Source organism: Microbacterium lacus (assembly GCF_044794305.1).
Classification (GTDB): Bacteria; Actinomycetota; Actinomycetes; order Actinomycetales; family Microbacteriaceae; genus Microbacterium; species Microbacterium lacus_B.
Genome location: NZ_CP084996.1, coordinates 2,821,257 through 2,837,182 on the forward strand (window position 1 = coordinate 2,821,257; position 15,926 = coordinate 2,837,182).

Below are 15,926 nucleotides of genomic sequence, written 5' to 3' on the forward strand. Positions count from 1 at the left end.
GCCCATGCCGCCCGCCGCAACCGAGACCGACCTCGACGCGATCGCGGCCGAGCTCTACGTCTTGCCTCCGGCGGAGTTCACCGCGGCTCGCAACGCCCGCGCGGGCCTCGCGCGCAACCCGATAGCCGGTCAGCTCAAGGCGCTCCGCAAACCCACGGTCGCCGCGTACGCCGTGAATCTCCTCACCCGTGAAGGAGCGCTCGCCGAAGCCGTCGAACTCTCGACCGCGCTGCGCGATGCGCAGGACGACCTCGACGCCGCCGAGCTCTCGCGTCTCGGGCGTCAACGCCGCCAGCTGGTCGCCGCTCTCGCAGGCCAAGCCGTCACTCTCGCCACCGAGGCGGGCGTCGCGGTCAGCGATGCGGCGCGGCAAGACGTCGAGAAGACGATCAATGCGGCGGTGATGGATGCTGCGGCCGCCGCCGCGGTGCTCACCGGGCGTCTGATCTCGGCCCTCGAAGCGGGCGCCATCGACCCCGACGACCTGGCGGACGCCGTGGGTGGATCGCTACCCGGAGCCGCTGCGCCCGTCGCCCGCGACGACCTGGCCGAGCGACGCGCCCGCAAGGCGGCCGAAAAGGCCGTGCGCGAGGCAGAGCGTGCCGAGAACGAAGCGCAGCGCGAGCTCACCAAGGTCGAGGCGCTCCGAGCCAAGGCGCAGGAACGCGCCGACCACGTTCGCGAGCGGATCGACGACCTGCGCCGCGATCTCGCGAAACTCGAGGCCGACCAGGCCAGTATCGAGGCCGATCTCGCACGGCTCGACGCGGAACAGAAAGACGCAGCATCCGTCGCCCGCGCCGCGAGCCAAACCGCCGCCACGGCACGCAAGACGCTCGACAGTAGAGACTGAGCGCGCGAGCGGTACTCTGCCCCTATGCCACGGACGCCCCGACCGCCGCTGCGCGGCGCCTTCGCGGGGCGGCTCCCCGGCGTTCGCTTCGCATCGGCGTTCTTCGCGGTGCTGCTCGCTGTGTTGGGTGGAGTGGTCGCAGCTGAGATCCTCCGGACCGTCGGTAATGCTCTCGAACGGCCGAGTGTGCCCGCGTTTTACGAACAGCCGGCAGGCCTGGCGGCCGGCGACCCCGGCTCGATTATCAAGGCGGACGCTCTGCTCGGCGCACCGTTCAATGCGCGCGGCTGGCGCATCATGTACCGCTCGACCGACCTGAACGGCGACCCCGTCGTCGCGACGGGAGTGCTCGTCACCCCGCTCGGCCCCCCGCCGCCCGGCGGGCGCACCATCGTGTCGTGGGGGCACCCGACCACCGGCTCGTCGCCGGACTGCGCGCCGTCGTACGGGTTCGATCCGTACCTCGGCATCGAGGGTCTGCGCCTGCTGCTCGACCGCGGCTACGCCGTGGTGGCCACCGACTACATCGGCATGGGTACCGACGGGCCGGATTCGTATTTGATCGGTGCAACTGAAGGCAACAATGTGCTGGATGCCGCCCGTGCCGCGCAGGCGGTTCTCGGACCCGATGTCAGCGACCGTGTCGTCCTCTGGGGTCACTCCCAGGGCGGGCAGGCCGTGCTGTTCGCCGCCGAACGTGCCCCGGACTACGCCCCCGAGTTGAGCATCGAGGCTGTCGCTGTCGCCGCGCCCGCGGCCAACCTGTCTGATCTCATGAGCGCGCACCTCGATGACCTGTCGGGCGTCACAATCGGGTCGTACGCCTTCGCCGCGTTCGCCGAGATCTACGACGAGCCGATCGAGAGCATCCTCAGCCCCGCAGCGATCGAGATCCTGCCCGAGATGAACGAGCTGTGCCTGCTCAGCAACATCCCCGAGCTGCACAAGATCGCGGGGCCGGTGGTCGGCAACTTCATGCTGAGCGATCCGACGACGACCGAGCCGTGGGCGACGCTGCTCGAAGAGAACTCGGCCGGGTCCGTCGCCTTCGACGCGCCACTCTTCATCGCCCAGGGACTCGACGACACCCTGGTCGTGCCCGCTGACACAGAGGATTTCGCCGAGCACGAGGCATCTCTCGGCATGAGCGTGACCTATCACGAGGTGCCGTTCGCGACCCACGGCACCATCGCCTACTTCACCCTTCCTGCGCTCGACCGGTGGCTGACCGAGGTGGGCGCGCGGTGACAGCGCTCGCTACTCTGAACGCGTGGATGATCTCGAACCGACACTGTTCCTGATTCCGCTCGCGGCGGTGATCGCGCCGCTGCTCGCGCGCGGTGCCGGTCGGTGGGCGCGGGTGCCGATCGTCGTTTTCGAGCTGATGCTGGGGATTCTGATCGGGCCGAGCCTGCTCGGGTGGGCTGAACCGTCGGAGTTCGTCGACACTCTCGCTCAGTTCGGCCTGGCCACGCTCTTCTTCGTTGCGGGGTCAGAGATCGAGTTCGCGGCGTTCCGTGGAAGAACCGGCCGCAGAGCGGTGCTGGGCTGGTTGATCAGCATCGCCGCGGGTATCGCGCTGGGATGGCTCATCGCACCCGGTGAGGCCGGGGTCATCATCGGCATCGCCCTGTGCTCCACGGCTCTCGGCACCCTGCTCCCGATGCTGCGCGATGCGGGCGAGTTGCGCACCCCGTTCGGGCGCGCCGTTGCCGCGATCGGAGCGATCGGCGAATTCGGGCCGCTGATCGCTATCTCGATCTTCCTCGGCGGCCGCGACCCCGGAGTATCAACCCTCGTCCTCGCGGGGTTCCTCGTCATCGCCGGACTCGCGATTTGGCTGGCGTTCCGGCTTCCCCAAGGCGCGATGCACCGTTTCGTGAACTCGACGCTGCACACGTCGGGCCAGTTCGCGATCCGGGTCGTGTTCCTGATCCTGAGCGGACTCGTGGCCCTCAGCATCCTGTTCGATCTCGACATGCTGCTCGGTGCCTTCACCGCCGGCATCGTGTGGCGGTTGATGATGCGCGACGCGGACGAGGCAGATCGCCAGGCCGTCGAAAGCAAGATAGAAGGTGTGGCCTTCGGGTTCTTGGTGCCGATCTTCTTCATCTACACCGGTATCACCTTCGACCTCGCCGCTCTGCTCGCGACACCGACGATGCTGCTTCTCGTGCCGGGCGCCGTGATCGTGCTGCTCATCGTGCGCGGCATTCCGTCGATGCTCGCGGCGCCGCACGACGCATCTGCGCGTGAGCGCATCGCGGTCGGCCTTCTCGGCGCGACGGGGCTGCCGATCATCGTGGCGGTCACCGCCATCGGCGTCGACGAAGAGCTTCTGACGACCGCCCAGGCGGCCGTGCTGGTGGGGGCGGGAATGCTCAGTGTTCTGCTCCTGCCCTTGATCGGCATGACCCTGCGCGGGCATCGAGCCGACCTGGTAGAAGAGAGCACCATCGACGACGGCGATCGCGTGTGACGACGGTATCTCTCATCGCAACAGCCCGCGAGCGCCTCCGCGACGCTCCGCGCGAACTGCTGGGCGAACTCATCGAACCGCGGCGCGTGCTCGGCATCCCGCGCGCCCCGCGCGTTCAGCCGCGCGGCGGTGCCTGGCATCTGGGAGCCCTGCTCCTCACCGACGACGATGTGCTTGCCACCGGCGAGATCATCCGTGCCCGCCGCGAGGCACCGAGGGGCTTCACAGCCGAGTCGCAGCGGCGCAGGTCGGAGCTCGCCGCAGCGGCGTCGCGCGGTGGGTTCGCCGAGGGCGCTGCGGTTCACATCGGGTGGCGGATGCTGCAGCCCAGCGCCGTCGACCGGGGCGCGGCATCCGGACCCCTGGCGCTCATCGACGGAACCCCGAGCGTTCGCTGGAGTGCGGCCGGAGGCTTCATGCCCCTGGAGCGGTACCTCGACGAGCGTGTCGCGCTGCTGATCGACCCGCCCGCGGGGGCTTGAACCCTGGGCCTAAGCGGCAACGGCGAATCGGCGCGCGAAGGCGCGCAGCATCCGCACCGGTTCGGTGACGGATGCCGCGAGCACGCGCCCGGCGATCTCGTCGTAGTCGCTCGCGGGAAAGTATCCGTCATCGCGGTAGACCGCCATGCGCTCCGTGAAGGCGCGTGTGGTCGGTTCGGGATGGAACTGCGTCGCGTACAACCGATCGCCGACGCGATAGGCCTGCACGGGGCAGTTCTCGTTCGTGGCCAGCAGTACCGCACCCGGCGGGGGCACAGCTGATCCCTCTTTGTGGGCGCTCAGCGCGGTGAACCTGTGGGCGAGTCCACCGAGCACGGGGTCGGCCTCGCCGTCGGTTGTCAGCGCAACGGCGACCGGACCGGCATCTTCGGGGTACCCGCGGCTGACCTCACCGCCGAGCAGTCGGGTCACCGCGCCGATGCCGAAGCACGTGAACATCGCCGCCGTCGCCTGTTCGGCAGCGGCCGCGGCGATGCGCTCGAGGTCTGCTTCCAGTCGGCGCTGTGCGTCGGTCTTGCTCGACTCGGGGTCGGTGATGTTGAACGGGCTTCCTCCGATGAGAAAGCCGCTGTACCGCTCGAAGGCATCCTCGGGGAGGGCATCGCGCACCAGATCGTGCGACGCGAGCCCCGCGGGGTCGAGCTTGGTTGCCGCTCGAAACGACTCGTACTCCGCCGCTGCAGCACCCTGCTGAGGGCGCACACAGACATAGAGCAACGGCGCAGAAGTCATGGCGCGAGTCTAAGTCGACCCTGGCCGTAGCGGCGAGAGTGATGTCACGCGGGGAGATGTCGGATCAGTGCTGGCACGGATGTATCAGCAGAGACCTATCGCTCTCTGTGTAGGTGTGGACAGAATGGGCGCTATGACGCATGTGGGCGCTGAGGCATCCGTCGACTCTGTGGAGCCGACGCGATGGGAGCGCGCCGCGGAGCTGTTTATGCGCTGGCGCGAAGGCGAATCTCGGGCGATGGACGAACTCGTCCGCCTGATGTCGCCGACGCTGTGGCACGTCGTGCGGGCCTACGGGCTCGATGCGGCGCTGGCCGAAGACGTCGTGCAGACGACGTGGTTGACCCTCGTGCGCCGTCACGAGTCGATTCTCGAGCCCAAAGCGGTCTCGGGATGGCTCACGATGTGCGCTCGACGTGAAGCCTGGCGTGTGGGTAAGGCCCACCGCCGCGCCGATGCGACCGAGACCGAGACTCTCGAGTCGCACCTTCCTGTCCGCGAATCTGCTGAGCAGACCGCCGCCACTGACGACGAATCCCGTCGCCTCTGGCAGTACGTCAGCCGGCTCGACGACCGATGCCAGCGCCTGTTGCGCGTCGTCGCGTTCGATGAGCGACCCGACTATGCACGCATCGCCCAAGATCTGGCGATGCCCATCGGATCGATCGGACCGACCCGCCAGCGGTGCCTCGGCAAGCTCCGCACTCTGCTTCAGGGTGACGGATGGGAAGGGGACCGAAATGAACACTGAAGACTTCGCGGCAGATGCTGCGCTCTTCGCACGAATGCGTGGGATGTGGGAGAAGGTCGACCCGATGCCCGCCGACCTCGTCGACCGCATGGTCGCCGCGGTCGCCGTTGAAGACCTCTCGCGCGAGTACGCGCTGCTCACGCTGGTCGAGGGCTCGCTCGCCCCCGTCCGCGGCGAGACCGACACCGCCACGCTGCAGTTCAGCGATGGCACCACCAACGTGCTTTTGCACGTGACGGCAACCGAGGACGGTGGCCGTCGTGTCGACGGGTGGGTGGATGCTTCCGCCCTCGCGATCCGGCTCACCCAGGGCGATCGCACTTGGACGGCCGACGCCGGGGACCACGGCCGTTTCGCGTTCGACAGCGTGACCCCCGGATTGGCACTTCTGCGGTTCGTCCTGCGCGACGAGGCCGGAGAGCTCCGAGACTTCCAGACCCCGCAATTCGAACTGTGAGCGTCGCCGTGACCCGACGACGCGATCCCCGCGAGAGGACGAGCGATGACTCCTGAAGAGAACGAAAACCCCACGCCCGCACCCGGCCCAAGACGCTCGTGGCGCGAGCGCGAGAAAGCATCGCGGTCGCGAGCAGCGTTTCTCGACACGGCGATCGCTCCATTGGATGGCTCCGATGTGTATACGACCGCGTATGAGCCGGACGTCCTCCTCGTGTTGCCAGCCTTCGGCCATGAATCTCCGTCGTTGTCGACGCCCGACCTCTCAGGCCTCGCGAAGAAGTTCGGCTGGATCGTGACGCCGGAACCGCTCGAGGATCCCGTTCGGCAGCCGGAGCCCGGCGAGGACGCTGAGGCCTCGCCCGTGCCGGGCCGACGGAAAGGTGTGAGCGACACAGTCCGCGCGCGGATCTCGATCGCGCCGAACGTTGCGCCGGACGTTCCCGTGCAGCGGCCCGACGCGTGGCTGCTGCTGCGCGAAGCGCGAAGAGCTGGGATCAAGGGCGTGTCACTCAATCACGTGCTGACGCTCGACAGCATGGGCGCGAACCCGTTCAAGGGGTATCCCTTCAAGGGATACCCCTTCAAGGGATACCCGTTCAAGGGGTACGCCGGAGGTCTCGAGAGCTACGCCCACCCGGGCTTTGGCGGTCGTCAGCCAATCTCGTACGCGGGGCCCGACCTGCCTGACGCGAAGCTCCCCCTCGCGGATCGGCCGATCGTCGCTGTTCTGGACACCGGGCTCGGCGACCACCCGTGGCTACGCGGTGACAACGTCGTGGATCCGGTGAAGACCTGGGGCGACCCTCTCGGCGTGGTCGATCCTGACTCGGATCCCGAACGCAACCCGTCGTTGGGTGACCCGCTCGATGGAGTGATCGACGATGCGGCTGGGCACGGGACGTTCATCGCCGGACTGATCAGGCAGGCGTGCCCGGAGGCACGAATCCTTCCGGTCCGCGTCTCCGATGGAAACGGCGTCATTATGGAGAACGATCTTTTGGGGGCGCTCGGGCGAATCGTCGACCTTATCGAGTCCGGAGAGCGCATCGACATCCTCAACCTGTCCCTCGGCTTCTACCACGAGTCGCCGCAACGGCAGAAGGTGGAGGGCGAACTGTACAAACTGCTCGCCCGGGCACGGGCGAAAGACTGCGTGGTGATCTGCTCAGCGGGCAACGATGCCACCGATCGTCCGTCATCCCCTGCGGCGCTGTATGCCTGGCCGCACAATGACTTCGGCATCACAGCGGCCGAAGAGAAGGATCTCGCACCTCATGTGTCAGTTGGTGCGCTGAATCCCTCTCGCCGATCAGTCGCACTCTTCTCGAACGTCGGGCCGTGGGTATCTACCTACGCGCGGGGGGTTTCGGTCGTCTCGACTGTGCCGGTATTCCAGGGCGGGATGCAGTCAGACCTTCGCCGAGACGAGTATGCGCGTCGCCGCGAGACGCTCGACATCGATGACTTCGCTTCGGGGTTCGCCGTGTGGAGCGGAACCTCGTTCTCGGCTCCACTGGTCGCAGGTCGGGTCGCGGCGTCGATCGCCGAGGGCAGAAAAACGAAGATCGCCGGCCCAGCCACGGCACTCCTGACGACCGCCGTCGCTGAGATCATCAAAAGCCTGGCGTCGGAGGATGGATCAACGGACGCGTAGGCATCATGCTGTACGGGTGACCCTCTCCGCTGCGGAGCTCTACCGTCGCGGTCGCGCGCATCTGAACGCCGGCCAGACCGCTGCTGCGCGCCGGGTACTCTCGCTCGCAGCGGCACGCACAGAGGACACTGACCTCCGAGCGCTCATTGCCGGGTCGACCGCGGCTGCGATCATCCGGCAGGGCGACGTGGCATCCGCAGAACGGATCTGTCGTGAGGCGTTGGAGCTTCCGGGAGTTTCCCGACACACCGCCGCCGTGCTCCATGGGCAGCTCGGGCTGCTCGCGCTGGAGCGCGGCGATCTCGATGATTCGATCGCGTGGCTAGATCGGGCGATCGCGGGGATCGGCGACGACGTGGAACACCGCGCGCCGATGTACCTCAATCGCAGCGTCGCACATATGCAGGCAGGACGGCTCGCCGAGGGACGAGCAGACCTCGATCGCGCCGTGCCGGACTACGCGGCGACCGGCAACGAGATCGAACGGGCGATGACGGTGCACAACGCGGGCTACGCATCGCTTCTGGCGGGTGACCTCGTGAGCGCACTCGGACAAATGGGTGAGGCCTACCTGACACTCGCGTCGGCGTCGGCCGTGAACGCCGCAATCTGCGAGCTCGACCGTGCTGAGGTCCTCCGCGATGCGGGCATGGCAACGGACGCGGAGCGCAGCCTCGAGCGAGTTACGCAAGTCTTCGGCGCTCACCGGATGAGCCAGGCCAAAGGGGAGGCCGAGTTCCATCTGGCACGTTCGTTGCTGACCCATCTCCCTGAGAAGGCGGTGCAGGCGGCCTCCCGCAGCGCACGCACTTTTCGGCGGGTGAGGAGCGACTGGTGGGCGCTGCGGGCCGATGCGGTGCGGATGCGGGCGCAACTCATGGTCGCGGCGGCTCAGGCGGACGGCAAGTCGCGGCCTGCGCCGTCCCGCGAGGCGATCAACGATCTCGCGGCCGAGCTGGAGCGTCGGCGCCTTCGGGCGGACGCCTCGTCATTGCGCTTCACGTGGCTCCTGCACGGAGCTCGGCATGCTGATGCGCTGTCGCAGCGCTCAGTCGTCCGAATCGCGAAGGATGCTCCGATCCAGGTGCGTCTGCTCGCCCACGAAGTACGCGCCACGCGAGCCGCCGCACTCGGCGATCACGCACGGGCACGACATCACGCGAGCGAGGGACTCGAGGCGCTTGCGCAATGGCAGGCATCGTTCGGAAGCCTTGACCTTGCTAGTTCGCTCGTTCAGCACGGTGCAGGATTGATCTTCGCCGGGCTGGGTGCCGCCGTGAGGTCCTCGCGTCCGGAGGTTCTCTTCGATTGGTCCGAGCGTGCCCGCCACTTGAGCGTGCAGACCATTCCCCTCCGTCCACCACCGGATGCCGACCTCGCCTCGGACCTTGCCGAGTTGCGGATGCTGCGCGCGGAGTACGGGTCGGGCGACTGGCTGTCTGCCCCTCGGGCCGCGGAACTGAGCGATTCGGTTCGTGCGCGCCAATGGTCCGCCGTCGCAGCCGTCGGAGCGAGCCGCCGGATCGGGCTCGCTGAGCTGCACGCGACCCTCGCCGATGACACGGCGTACGTCACGTTTGTGTTCGACCGATCGGACATGTTCGCGCTGACGGTGGCAGGCGGCGAAGCGCGGATCACAACGGTCGCCCGATGGCCAGCCGTCGCGGAGTCATTGGCCGGGTTGCGGGCAGATCTGGATATGTCCGCAGCCATCCGAACGGGGCCGATGGCGCCCGCGGTCACCCGAGCCCTGCAGGGGCGGCTCGCCGCCCTGTCTGCCGCTCTCATCGAGCCTCTCCTGCCGATGATCGGGGATCGGCGAGTCGTCCTGACGATCCCGGGCATCCTCGGTGGTCTTCCGTGGGCGATGCTGCCGGCGCTGCGCGGCCGGATCTTCACCGTGGCCACCTCGGCGTCCCAGTGGTGCGATCGGCGGATCTCGACCAGACCGCGACGGGTCGGCTTCGCCGTGGGGCCGCGCGTCACGCGTGGAAACGAGGAGGTTCTGCGCGCGAGTGCCGCCTGGCCGAGCGCCGAGATTCTGCTGGGTGGCGCCGCGACGGTATCGGCGCTCACCGGCTTGTCGGAGCGATCTGATGTTCTCCACCTCGCGGCCCACGGTCGTCACTCCCACGATCACCCGCTGTTCTCAGGCGTCGAACTTACTGACGGAACCCTCTTCGGCTATGACATTGATCTCATCCCGAACGTCCCTGACATTGTCGTCATGTCGGCCTGCGAGGTCGGCCGCTCTACCGCGCGAGGCGGCGAAGAGGCGATCGGCATGACCCGCATCTGGCTACATGCCGGAACGCGCTGCGTTATCGCGGCCCCCGTCGTGGTCGCGGACGATGTTGCGTGCGAACTGCTGGGTGAAATGCACCAGGGCCTCGCCGCGGGACTTGCGCCCGCGGTTGCGCTGGCCGAGGCATCCGACCGCACCGGCATCGTCGCGCCTTTCCAGGCCCACGGTTCGGGGTTCTAGAAACTTCTTTGGCTGGTGTGTATCAGGGCGTATTGCGCGCGCTCTGTGCAGGTGATGGTCCGCGCAGAGTGAGGTTTCGGGTACCTCGACGCTGGGGGCCTGCACACCGGGTTCATTCCCACTGGGGCGCGCGATGCGTGGGTGTGTAGAGGGCCATCGCCGGGGGGTGTCGCGAAGACCCAGGTCCGCGACATCCCCCGGACTTCTTCTTGGCGGGGCGAGCAGGAGGTCAGTCGCGGGACGAGTTGGCCGTGCGACCCCGTACGATTCCGACGAACGCGGCGACCGCCGGGTTGTCGGCGTCGGCCACCCAGGCGAGCGCGACGGTCGAGGCATCCACCCCCTGCAATACGCGCCACTCGGTGTCTTTGCGGTGGTGCAGGCGCGCGAGTGACATCGGCACGATGACGACTCCGACGCCGGCGGCGACCGTTGCTATCGCCTCTTCGGTGGTCTCGGGGGCAGCGAATCGCGGAGCGACCGCGCCGGGAACGCTCACCCGCACAACGTCGTCAAGAGGGGTGATCACGACCTCACCTCCGAGATCGTCGAGAGTGAGCTCTTCGGCCGCGCACAAGTGCGAGTCGGCGGATGCCACGACCACAGGCAGTTCTTCGTACAGGGCGATCACGTGCAAGCCTTCGCGACCGATCGGCAGGCGCACGAGCGCGGCATCGACCTCGCCATCGACGAGCGCCGAGCGCTGGGCATCGCGGTGGAGCGGATGCAGCAGCAGAGGCACTCGCCGATACCGCTCTTGCCACGCATCGATCCATTTACCCGGAGTCGCACCCGCGATTGCCCCGAGGGTGAAGTGCTCCGGCATCTGCGGACCGGGATCGACGACCGGAACGGGCTTCGGCTGCTGCTTCTTCTTGTGGGCGGATGCCGCTCCCTTCGCGGTGCGACGGGACGCGGCATCCTTCCCGTCCTTTCCGCTCTTGCCCGACCGCGGGGACCGCGACCCTCCGCCTTTCGCCATGTGGTCAGACTATCGGCGCGCTATCGTTCGCTCATGATCCCGATCCTCGCCACCGTGTTCGCTGCACTTGCTGCCCTCCTGCACGTGTACATCTTCGTCATGGAAAGCGTGCAGTGGACCCAGCCGCGCATCTGGAAGCGCTTCGGGGTCGCCGATCAGCACGCCGCCGAGATCACGAAGCCGATGGCGTACAACCAGGGCTTCTACAACCTGTTTCTCGCGATCGGCGCGACCATCGGCATCGTGCTGTTCTTCGCCGGTTCGTCGGATGCAGCCGTTCGATCCGCGGGCCTTGCCCTCGTGCTGTTCTCGCTCGGGTCGATGGTCGCAGCATCCCTCGTGCTGCTCACCTCGGGCGCAAAGTATCTGCGACCTGCGCTGATTCAGGGCACGCTCCCGCTGATCGGGTTCGTTCTGTTCCTCTTCGCGTAAGCGCAAATGAGGTCAGGCGGCCAGGTGCAGGCCTCGTGGGTCGGTGGCGACGGTCTCGCCGTCGCCGATCGTCTGGTCATCGCCGATGAGCGAGCCGCCCGTGATGCGGGCTCCGGCACCGACCTGGGTGCGAACGCCGATCTTCGCGCGACCGCCAATGGCGGCGCCCGAGCCGATGTGAGCGTGGGGAGCGATCTCGACCTCGGGGCCGATGACCGCATCGGATTCGACCCAGACACCGCGACCGACGTGAACGCCTGCCGCGATCTTCGCACCGGGTTCAATGTAGGCCCCAGCCTCGACGACAGCGGTGGGGTGAACCTTCGCGCCGTGCGCGATCAATCCGCGACCGTTCGAGTGCTTGCGATAACGCAGCGTTTCGCCGTGGTCGTTCTCGATGTCGACGTAGTTCTTACCCACGATTCCCCTCCTGTGCTCTTTTCGGAGCCGAGTACAAAAAACAACGAGTGGCGTCCGACTTCTATTCCCGTCAATAGGTTCTTCCGCAGAACAACGTCTTTTGGATGCAGGTAATTCGTTGCCGATCGCCGGGCGGATTGCCGTGCGCCCGAAGCGCGGCCTCAGAGCCCGCGATACGCCTCGCTGACCCATCGCGCATAGGCATGCCACGGGTCGGTATCGCCGCGCAGGGCTGCCGCATGCGCGACGAGTGCGGGGTCCGCGGTGAACCATTCCCCGCCCTCGCGAACGGCCGCGAACTCGCGGTGGCGTTGCTGCTCGACCGAACGCCCGCCGCGCTCGAACGCGAGCAACTCGTCGTGCCAGATCGCGCCCAAGCGACTGCGCGGGGTGCCCGAGGTTCCGATCTTGATGCGGTCCGCGAAGCGCAGGTAGTAGACGACCTCGATGCGGGGTCGCGGAAGGCCATCGTCCGGAGTGTCTCCGACGCGCCACCCGCACACCGCGCATTCCCGGCCGCCGGCGTCGCGCACGCCGATCAGCGCCCCGCAGAGGAGGCACGGCGATTCCAGGTAGGCCGTAGGCACTCTCGCAGGCTACGAGTGACCCCCGACAGGGGCTGGCGTCAGACCGTGTAGCCGTCCGCGACGTCGAGAGCGCGATCGATGATCTCGAGCCCGCGGATCAGTTCTTCTTCGCTGATCACGAGCGGCGGTGCCACGTGCAGGCGGTTGAAGTGCGTGAACGGCCAGAGGCCTTCGCTCTTGCACGCGGCGACGACCGCGGCGACGGGCGCAGCATCCGCCCCCGCCGCATTGAACGGAACCAGCGGCTCACGAGTCTCGCGATCGCGGACGAGCTCGATCGCCCAGAACAGCCCCTGGCCGCGGATCTCGCCGATCGAGGGGTGACGCTCTGCCATGTCGCGCAGGCGCGGCGCGATCACGCGCTCGCCGAGGTCACGGACGCGCTCGAGGATTCCGTCGCGCTCGAACACCTCGAAGGTCGCGACACCGGCCGCGCACGCGAGGGGGTGGCCCGAGTAGGTGAGTCCACCCGGGAAGCTGATCTTGTCGAAGTGGCTGGCGATGCGCTCGCTGATGACCACGCCTCCGAGCGGCACGTAGCCCGAGTTCACACCCTTGGCGAAGGTGATGAGATCGGGCAGGTCGTCGCCGAACGCCTGGAAGGCGAACCACTCGCCGATGCGGCCGAAGCCGACCATGACCTCGTCGGCGATCCAGACGATGCCGTACTTGTCGCAGATCGCGCGCACGCCCGCGAGGTAACCGGGCGGCGGTGCAAGCACGCCGTTGGTGCCGACCACCGTCTCCATGATGATCGCCCCGATCGTCGAGGCACCCTCGAGGATGATCGTCTGCTCGAGGTGCGCGAGCGCGCGCTCGGACTCTTGCTCGGCGCTGTCGGAGTGAAAAGCCGAACGGTAGGCGTACGGGCCGAAGAAGTGCGCGACTGAGCCGTCGGCCGGTTCGTTCGCCCAGCGGCGCGGGTCGCCGGTCAGGGCGATCGCGGTCGTGGTGTTGCCGTGGTAGCTGCGGTACGCAGACAGCACTTTGCGGCGGCCGGTGACGAGCCGCGCCATGCGCACAGCGTTCTCGTTGGCGTCAGCGCCGCCGTTGGTGAAGAAGACCTTCTCGAAGCCGTCGCCCGCGACCTCGGTGATACGACGGGCGAGGTCGCCGCGCACGTCGTTGGCCATGGCCGGCGCGATGGTCGACAGGCGTCCGGCCTGCTTCTGAATGGCGGCGACGAGATCCGGATGCTGATGCCCGAGGTTCAGGTTCACCAGCTGTGACGAGAAGTCGAGGTACGACTTGCCGGCATAGTCCCAGAACGTCGAACCCGCGCCGCCGGCGACCGGAAGCGGATCGATCATGGCCTGCGCGCTCCACGAGTGGAAGACGTGACCGCGGTCGTCCGCGCGAACCTGCGCGTCGGCGTCGAGGTCGGCGACCGGGCCGGAGATGAGGGTGTCAGTCATGGGGGAGTCTCCTGATGCTCGCCGGACAGATCGACCGGCATCGTCTAGGCTGTCGTCATCCCAGTGTGTCAAAGCGGAAAGCGACCCGATGCTGCCCGACCGTCGTGAAGATCGACCCAACCGTACGAATCGTCCGAATGGTCGTGAAGCGCACGAGACGCTGCCGACCGTGCGTGAAGTGATCGCGCTGGATGCGGTGGCCCAAGGTGTGCCCGAAGTCCTTGTGGGCGACGCCGCCCTCGATGCGCGCGTGCGGTGGCTACACGTCTCCGATAGCGCCGGCGTTGCTCGACTGCTCGACGGCGGCGAGTTGCTGCTCACGACCGGGTCGTCGTGGCCGGTCGAGCCTGCCGAGCTGACAAGGTTCGTGGAGGGCCTGATCGCTGCCGGGCTGTCGGGAGTCGTGCTCGAGCTCGGCACGCACTACCCCGCTGTTCCACCCGCGGTCGAACAGGCAGCGCGCGCCGGCGGGCTGGCGTTGGTGGTCTTGCACCGCGAGGTGAAGTTCGTCGCGCTCACCGAGGCGGTCCACAGCCGCATCATCTCTGACCAGACCGACGCCCTGCGTGCGCGCGACGAGGTACGCGAGCGCTTCACGGCGCTCGCACTCAGAGGCTCGCCCGCCGACTTCATCGTCTACCAGCTCGCGCAGACGCTCGGGGCTCCCGTGATTCTCGAGAACCGCGCGCACGAGATCATCGCCGCCGAGGTGCCGCTCGCTCTCGAAGAAGAGCTCTTCACCGACTGGGAGCTCCGCTCGCGGTCGGCGCACCGCCGCACCGACCAGCGCCGCGAGCGCGGTGCGGCGCCCGGTCCAGAGGACTGGCTCGTCGTTCCCGTCGAGGCGCGAGGCATCCGCTGGGGCGATCTCCTCCTGCTGCCTGGCCCCGCGCACCCCGCGGGTCGTGCCGCCGTGCTCGAACAGGCCGCGATCGCCCTGGCCGTCGGACGCTTGGCCGATGGCGACGCCGACGAGTGGAGCCGCATCAGCCGCCGTCGCCTGGTCGATGGACTCCTCGCGGGGCGGTTCGCCGGGGCCGGTGGCGCGGCCGCACGACTCGAAGCTGCCGGGCTTCCGCTGCGCAATGCGCGCCTGTACGGAATCGTCGCGTCGGGGGCTCCAGTGAGTGCAGAGACGGCGGATGCTGCGGCCCGCTCACTCCGCGGGCGTGCCATCGCCGGCTCGGCGCCCGACGGTGTGGCAGCCCCCGCGACCGCGATCCTCCTTTCGCTCCCCGCCGACGTCGCCTTCGGCGACGACACCGCCCACGCTTTCGCCCGAGCCATCTGCGACCCGCAGTCCGACCCCGACCGCTTCGTCGTGTCGATCGGTCAGGCCGCCGAGGGTGTGGACGATGCTCTGGGGTCTCTGCACGAAGCAGTCGACCTCGGTCGGGGCCGCCGCCGCCGCGCCGGGAGGGGACCGCACCTGCGCCGATCCGAGGATCGCCCACTCGTCCAGCTCGTCACAGCCCTGCGCGGAGACCACCGCATCCTCGAGCACGGGGAACGTATGCTGACTCCGCTCATCGAATACGACCTCGCCCGTGGGGGAGACCTTCTCGATGTGCTGGAGGCGATGCTCGGGCATCCAGGCAACCGCACGGCCGCGGCATCGGCCTCGCATCTCTCGCGCTCGGTGTTCTACCAGCGCATCGCGCTCATCGAAGAGCTGCTCGAGGTCGACCTCGACGACGGTGAGACCCAGACGGCACTGCACATCGCGCTCCTCGTCCGGCGTTCCGCCGGGCGCTGACTTCAGGCGTCTTCGGCGACGATCTCGGCCTTGAATCCGGCCGAGTTCTCGAGCCAGCCCGCGTAGTAGTCGGGGCCTCCGGCGTGCGGGTAGCGCTCGTGGTAGAGCGGACGCCAGCCGTGGGTGGAGGCATCCGTCATGATCGCGTCTACCTGCTCGCGCGCGCCACCGTGAAACGCCAGATGGTTGACCCCTGGCCTCCGGCGATCGTGGTCGGTGCCCACGGTGTTCGGCGACGTCGTCAGCGTGAGATAGGCGCGATCGGCCTCCCACGACTGGCCCTCGGGCCAGCTCGACGTCGGCGCGAACCCCAACCGTTCGAGAAGCCAACCCCACTCTGCCCGCGCTTGCGCGAGGTCGGTCACCCACACCTCGACGTGATGAAAACCTGTCACGCGAGAAGTCTCTCACCTGCCGG

16 protein-coding genes are annotated in these 15,926 nt (G+C 67.9%); 10 read left to right on the forward strand and 6 right to left on the reverse strand.

The window, feature by feature from the left end:
* Window positions 1-4 precede the first annotated feature (4 nt).
* Genes LG299_RS13400 through LG299_RS13415 form a run of 4 tightly spaced genes read left to right on the forward strand, consistent with a single transcriptional unit; the run spans window position 5 to window position 3,814 of the window.
* Window positions 5-853: a transposase gene (locus tag LG299_RS13400; RefSeq protein WP_404431042.1), complete on the forward strand. Its 849-nt coding sequence runs from the start codon at window positions 5-7 to the stop codon at window positions 851-853.
* A gap of 24 nt (window positions 854-877) precedes the next feature.
* Window positions 878-2,101 carry an alpha/beta fold hydrolase gene (locus LG299_RS13405; RefSeq protein ID WP_404431044.1) on the forward strand — a complete coding sequence of 408 codons (1,224 nt, stop codon included), beginning with the start codon at window positions 878-880 and terminating at the stop codon, window positions 2,099-2,101.
* Between the two features lie 22 nt (window positions 2,102-2,123).
* Window positions 2,124-3,332 carry a cation:proton antiporter gene (locus LG299_RS13410; protein ID WP_404431046.1) on the forward strand — a complete coding sequence of 403 codons (1,209 nt, stop codon included), beginning with the start codon at window positions 2,124-2,126 and terminating at the stop codon, window positions 3,330-3,332.
* Window positions 3,329-3,814, forward strand: coding sequence for a glutaminase (locus LG299_RS13415; protein WP_404431048.1), 486 nt, complete (start codon window positions 3,329-3,331; stop codon window positions 3,812-3,814). Before LG299_RS13410 ends, LG299_RS13415 begins: the two co-directional genes overlap by 4 nt.
* Before the next feature lie 9 nt (window positions 3,815-3,823).
* Here LG299_RS13415 and LG299_RS13420 read toward each other — a convergent pair whose 3' ends face one another.
* Window positions 3,824-4,567, reverse strand: coding sequence for a GMP synthase (locus LG299_RS13420; RefSeq protein ID WP_404431050.1), 744 nt, complete (start codon window positions 4,565-4,567; stop codon window positions 3,824-3,826).
* 133 nt (window positions 4,568-4,700) lie between these two features.
* Between LG299_RS13420 and LG299_RS13425 the strand changes: the two genes are divergently transcribed.
* Genes LG299_RS13425 through LG299_RS13440 form a run of 4 tightly spaced genes read left to right on the forward strand, consistent with a single transcriptional unit; the run spans window position 4,701 to window position 9,916 of the window.
* Window positions 4,701-5,318: an RNA polymerase sigma factor gene (locus LG299_RS13425; protein WP_404431052.1), complete on the forward strand. Its 618-nt coding sequence runs from the start codon at window positions 4,701-4,703 to the stop codon at window positions 5,316-5,318.
* On the forward strand, window positions 5,308-5,775 hold the full coding sequence (locus LG299_RS13430; protein WP_404431054.1) for a hypothetical protein: 468 nt from the start codon (window positions 5,308-5,310) through the stop codon (window positions 5,773-5,775). Before LG299_RS13425 ends, LG299_RS13430 begins: the two co-directional genes overlap by 11 nt.
* A 45-nt stretch (window positions 5,776-5,820) precedes the next feature.
* The gene (locus tag LG299_RS13435; protein WP_404431056.1) at window positions 5,821-7,431 is read left to right on the forward strand and encodes a S8 family peptidase; all 1,611 of its coding nucleotides are present in this window, start codon (window positions 5,821-5,823) and stop codon (window positions 7,429-7,431) included.
* A gap of 16 nt (window positions 7,432-7,447) precedes the next feature.
* The gene (locus LG299_RS13440) at window positions 7,448-9,916 is read left to right on the forward strand and encodes a CHAT domain-containing protein (RefSeq protein ID WP_404431058.1); all 2,469 of its coding nucleotides are present in this window, start codon (window positions 7,448-7,450) and stop codon (window positions 9,914-9,916) included.
* 229 nt (window positions 9,917-10,145) lie between these two features.
* Here LG299_RS13440 and LG299_RS13445 read toward each other — a convergent pair whose 3' ends face one another.
* On the reverse strand, window positions 10,146-10,898 hold the full coding sequence (locus LG299_RS13445) for a LysR substrate-binding domain-containing protein (RefSeq protein ID WP_404431060.1): 753 nt from the start codon (window positions 10,896-10,898) through the stop codon (window positions 10,146-10,148).
* A gap of 33 nt (window positions 10,899-10,931) precedes the next feature.
* Here LG299_RS13445 and LG299_RS13450 point away from each other — a divergent pair, with 33 nt between their 5' ends.
* On the forward strand, window positions 10,932-11,330 hold the full coding sequence (locus LG299_RS13450; protein WP_404431062.1) for a DUF1304 domain-containing protein: 399 nt from the start codon (window positions 10,932-10,934) through the stop codon (window positions 11,328-11,330).
* A gap of 12 nt (window positions 11,331-11,342) precedes the next feature.
* Here the strand turns inward: LG299_RS13450 and LG299_RS13455 are convergent, their stop codons facing one another.
* From LG299_RS13455 to LG299_RS13465, 3 genes are all read right to left on the reverse strand, one after another.
* Window positions 11,343-11,750: a transferase gene (locus tag LG299_RS13455; protein WP_404431064.1), complete on the reverse strand. Its 408-nt coding sequence runs from the start codon at window positions 11,748-11,750 to the stop codon at window positions 11,343-11,345.
* A 161-nt stretch (window positions 11,751-11,911) separates the two neighbouring features.
* Entirely contained in the window at window positions 11,912-12,337 is a 426-nt protein-coding gene (locus LG299_RS13460; RefSeq protein WP_404431066.1) for a GIY-YIG nuclease family protein, read from the reverse strand.
* Between the two features lie 38 nt (window positions 12,338-12,375).
* Entirely contained in the window at window positions 12,376-13,752 is a 1,377-nt protein-coding gene (locus tag LG299_RS13465) for an aspartate aminotransferase family protein (protein WP_404431068.1), read from the reverse strand.
* A 169-nt stretch (window positions 13,753-13,921) separates the two neighbouring features.
* On the opposite strand from LG299_RS13465, the gene LG299_RS13470 reads away from it, so the two are divergent.
* Complete coding sequence (locus tag LG299_RS13470; protein ID WP_404431070.1) at window positions 13,922-15,508, forward strand: PucR family transcriptional regulator; 1,587 nt, start codon at window positions 13,922-13,924, stop codon at window positions 15,506-15,508.
* Window positions 15,509-15,510: 2 nt separating this feature from the next.
* Here the strand turns inward: LG299_RS13470 and LG299_RS13475 are convergent, their stop codons facing one another.
* Window positions 15,511-15,903: a VOC family protein gene (locus LG299_RS13475; protein ID WP_404431072.1), complete on the reverse strand. Its 393-nt coding sequence runs from the start codon at window positions 15,901-15,903 to the stop codon at window positions 15,511-15,513.
* Window positions 15,904-15,926 lie beyond the last annotated feature (23 nt).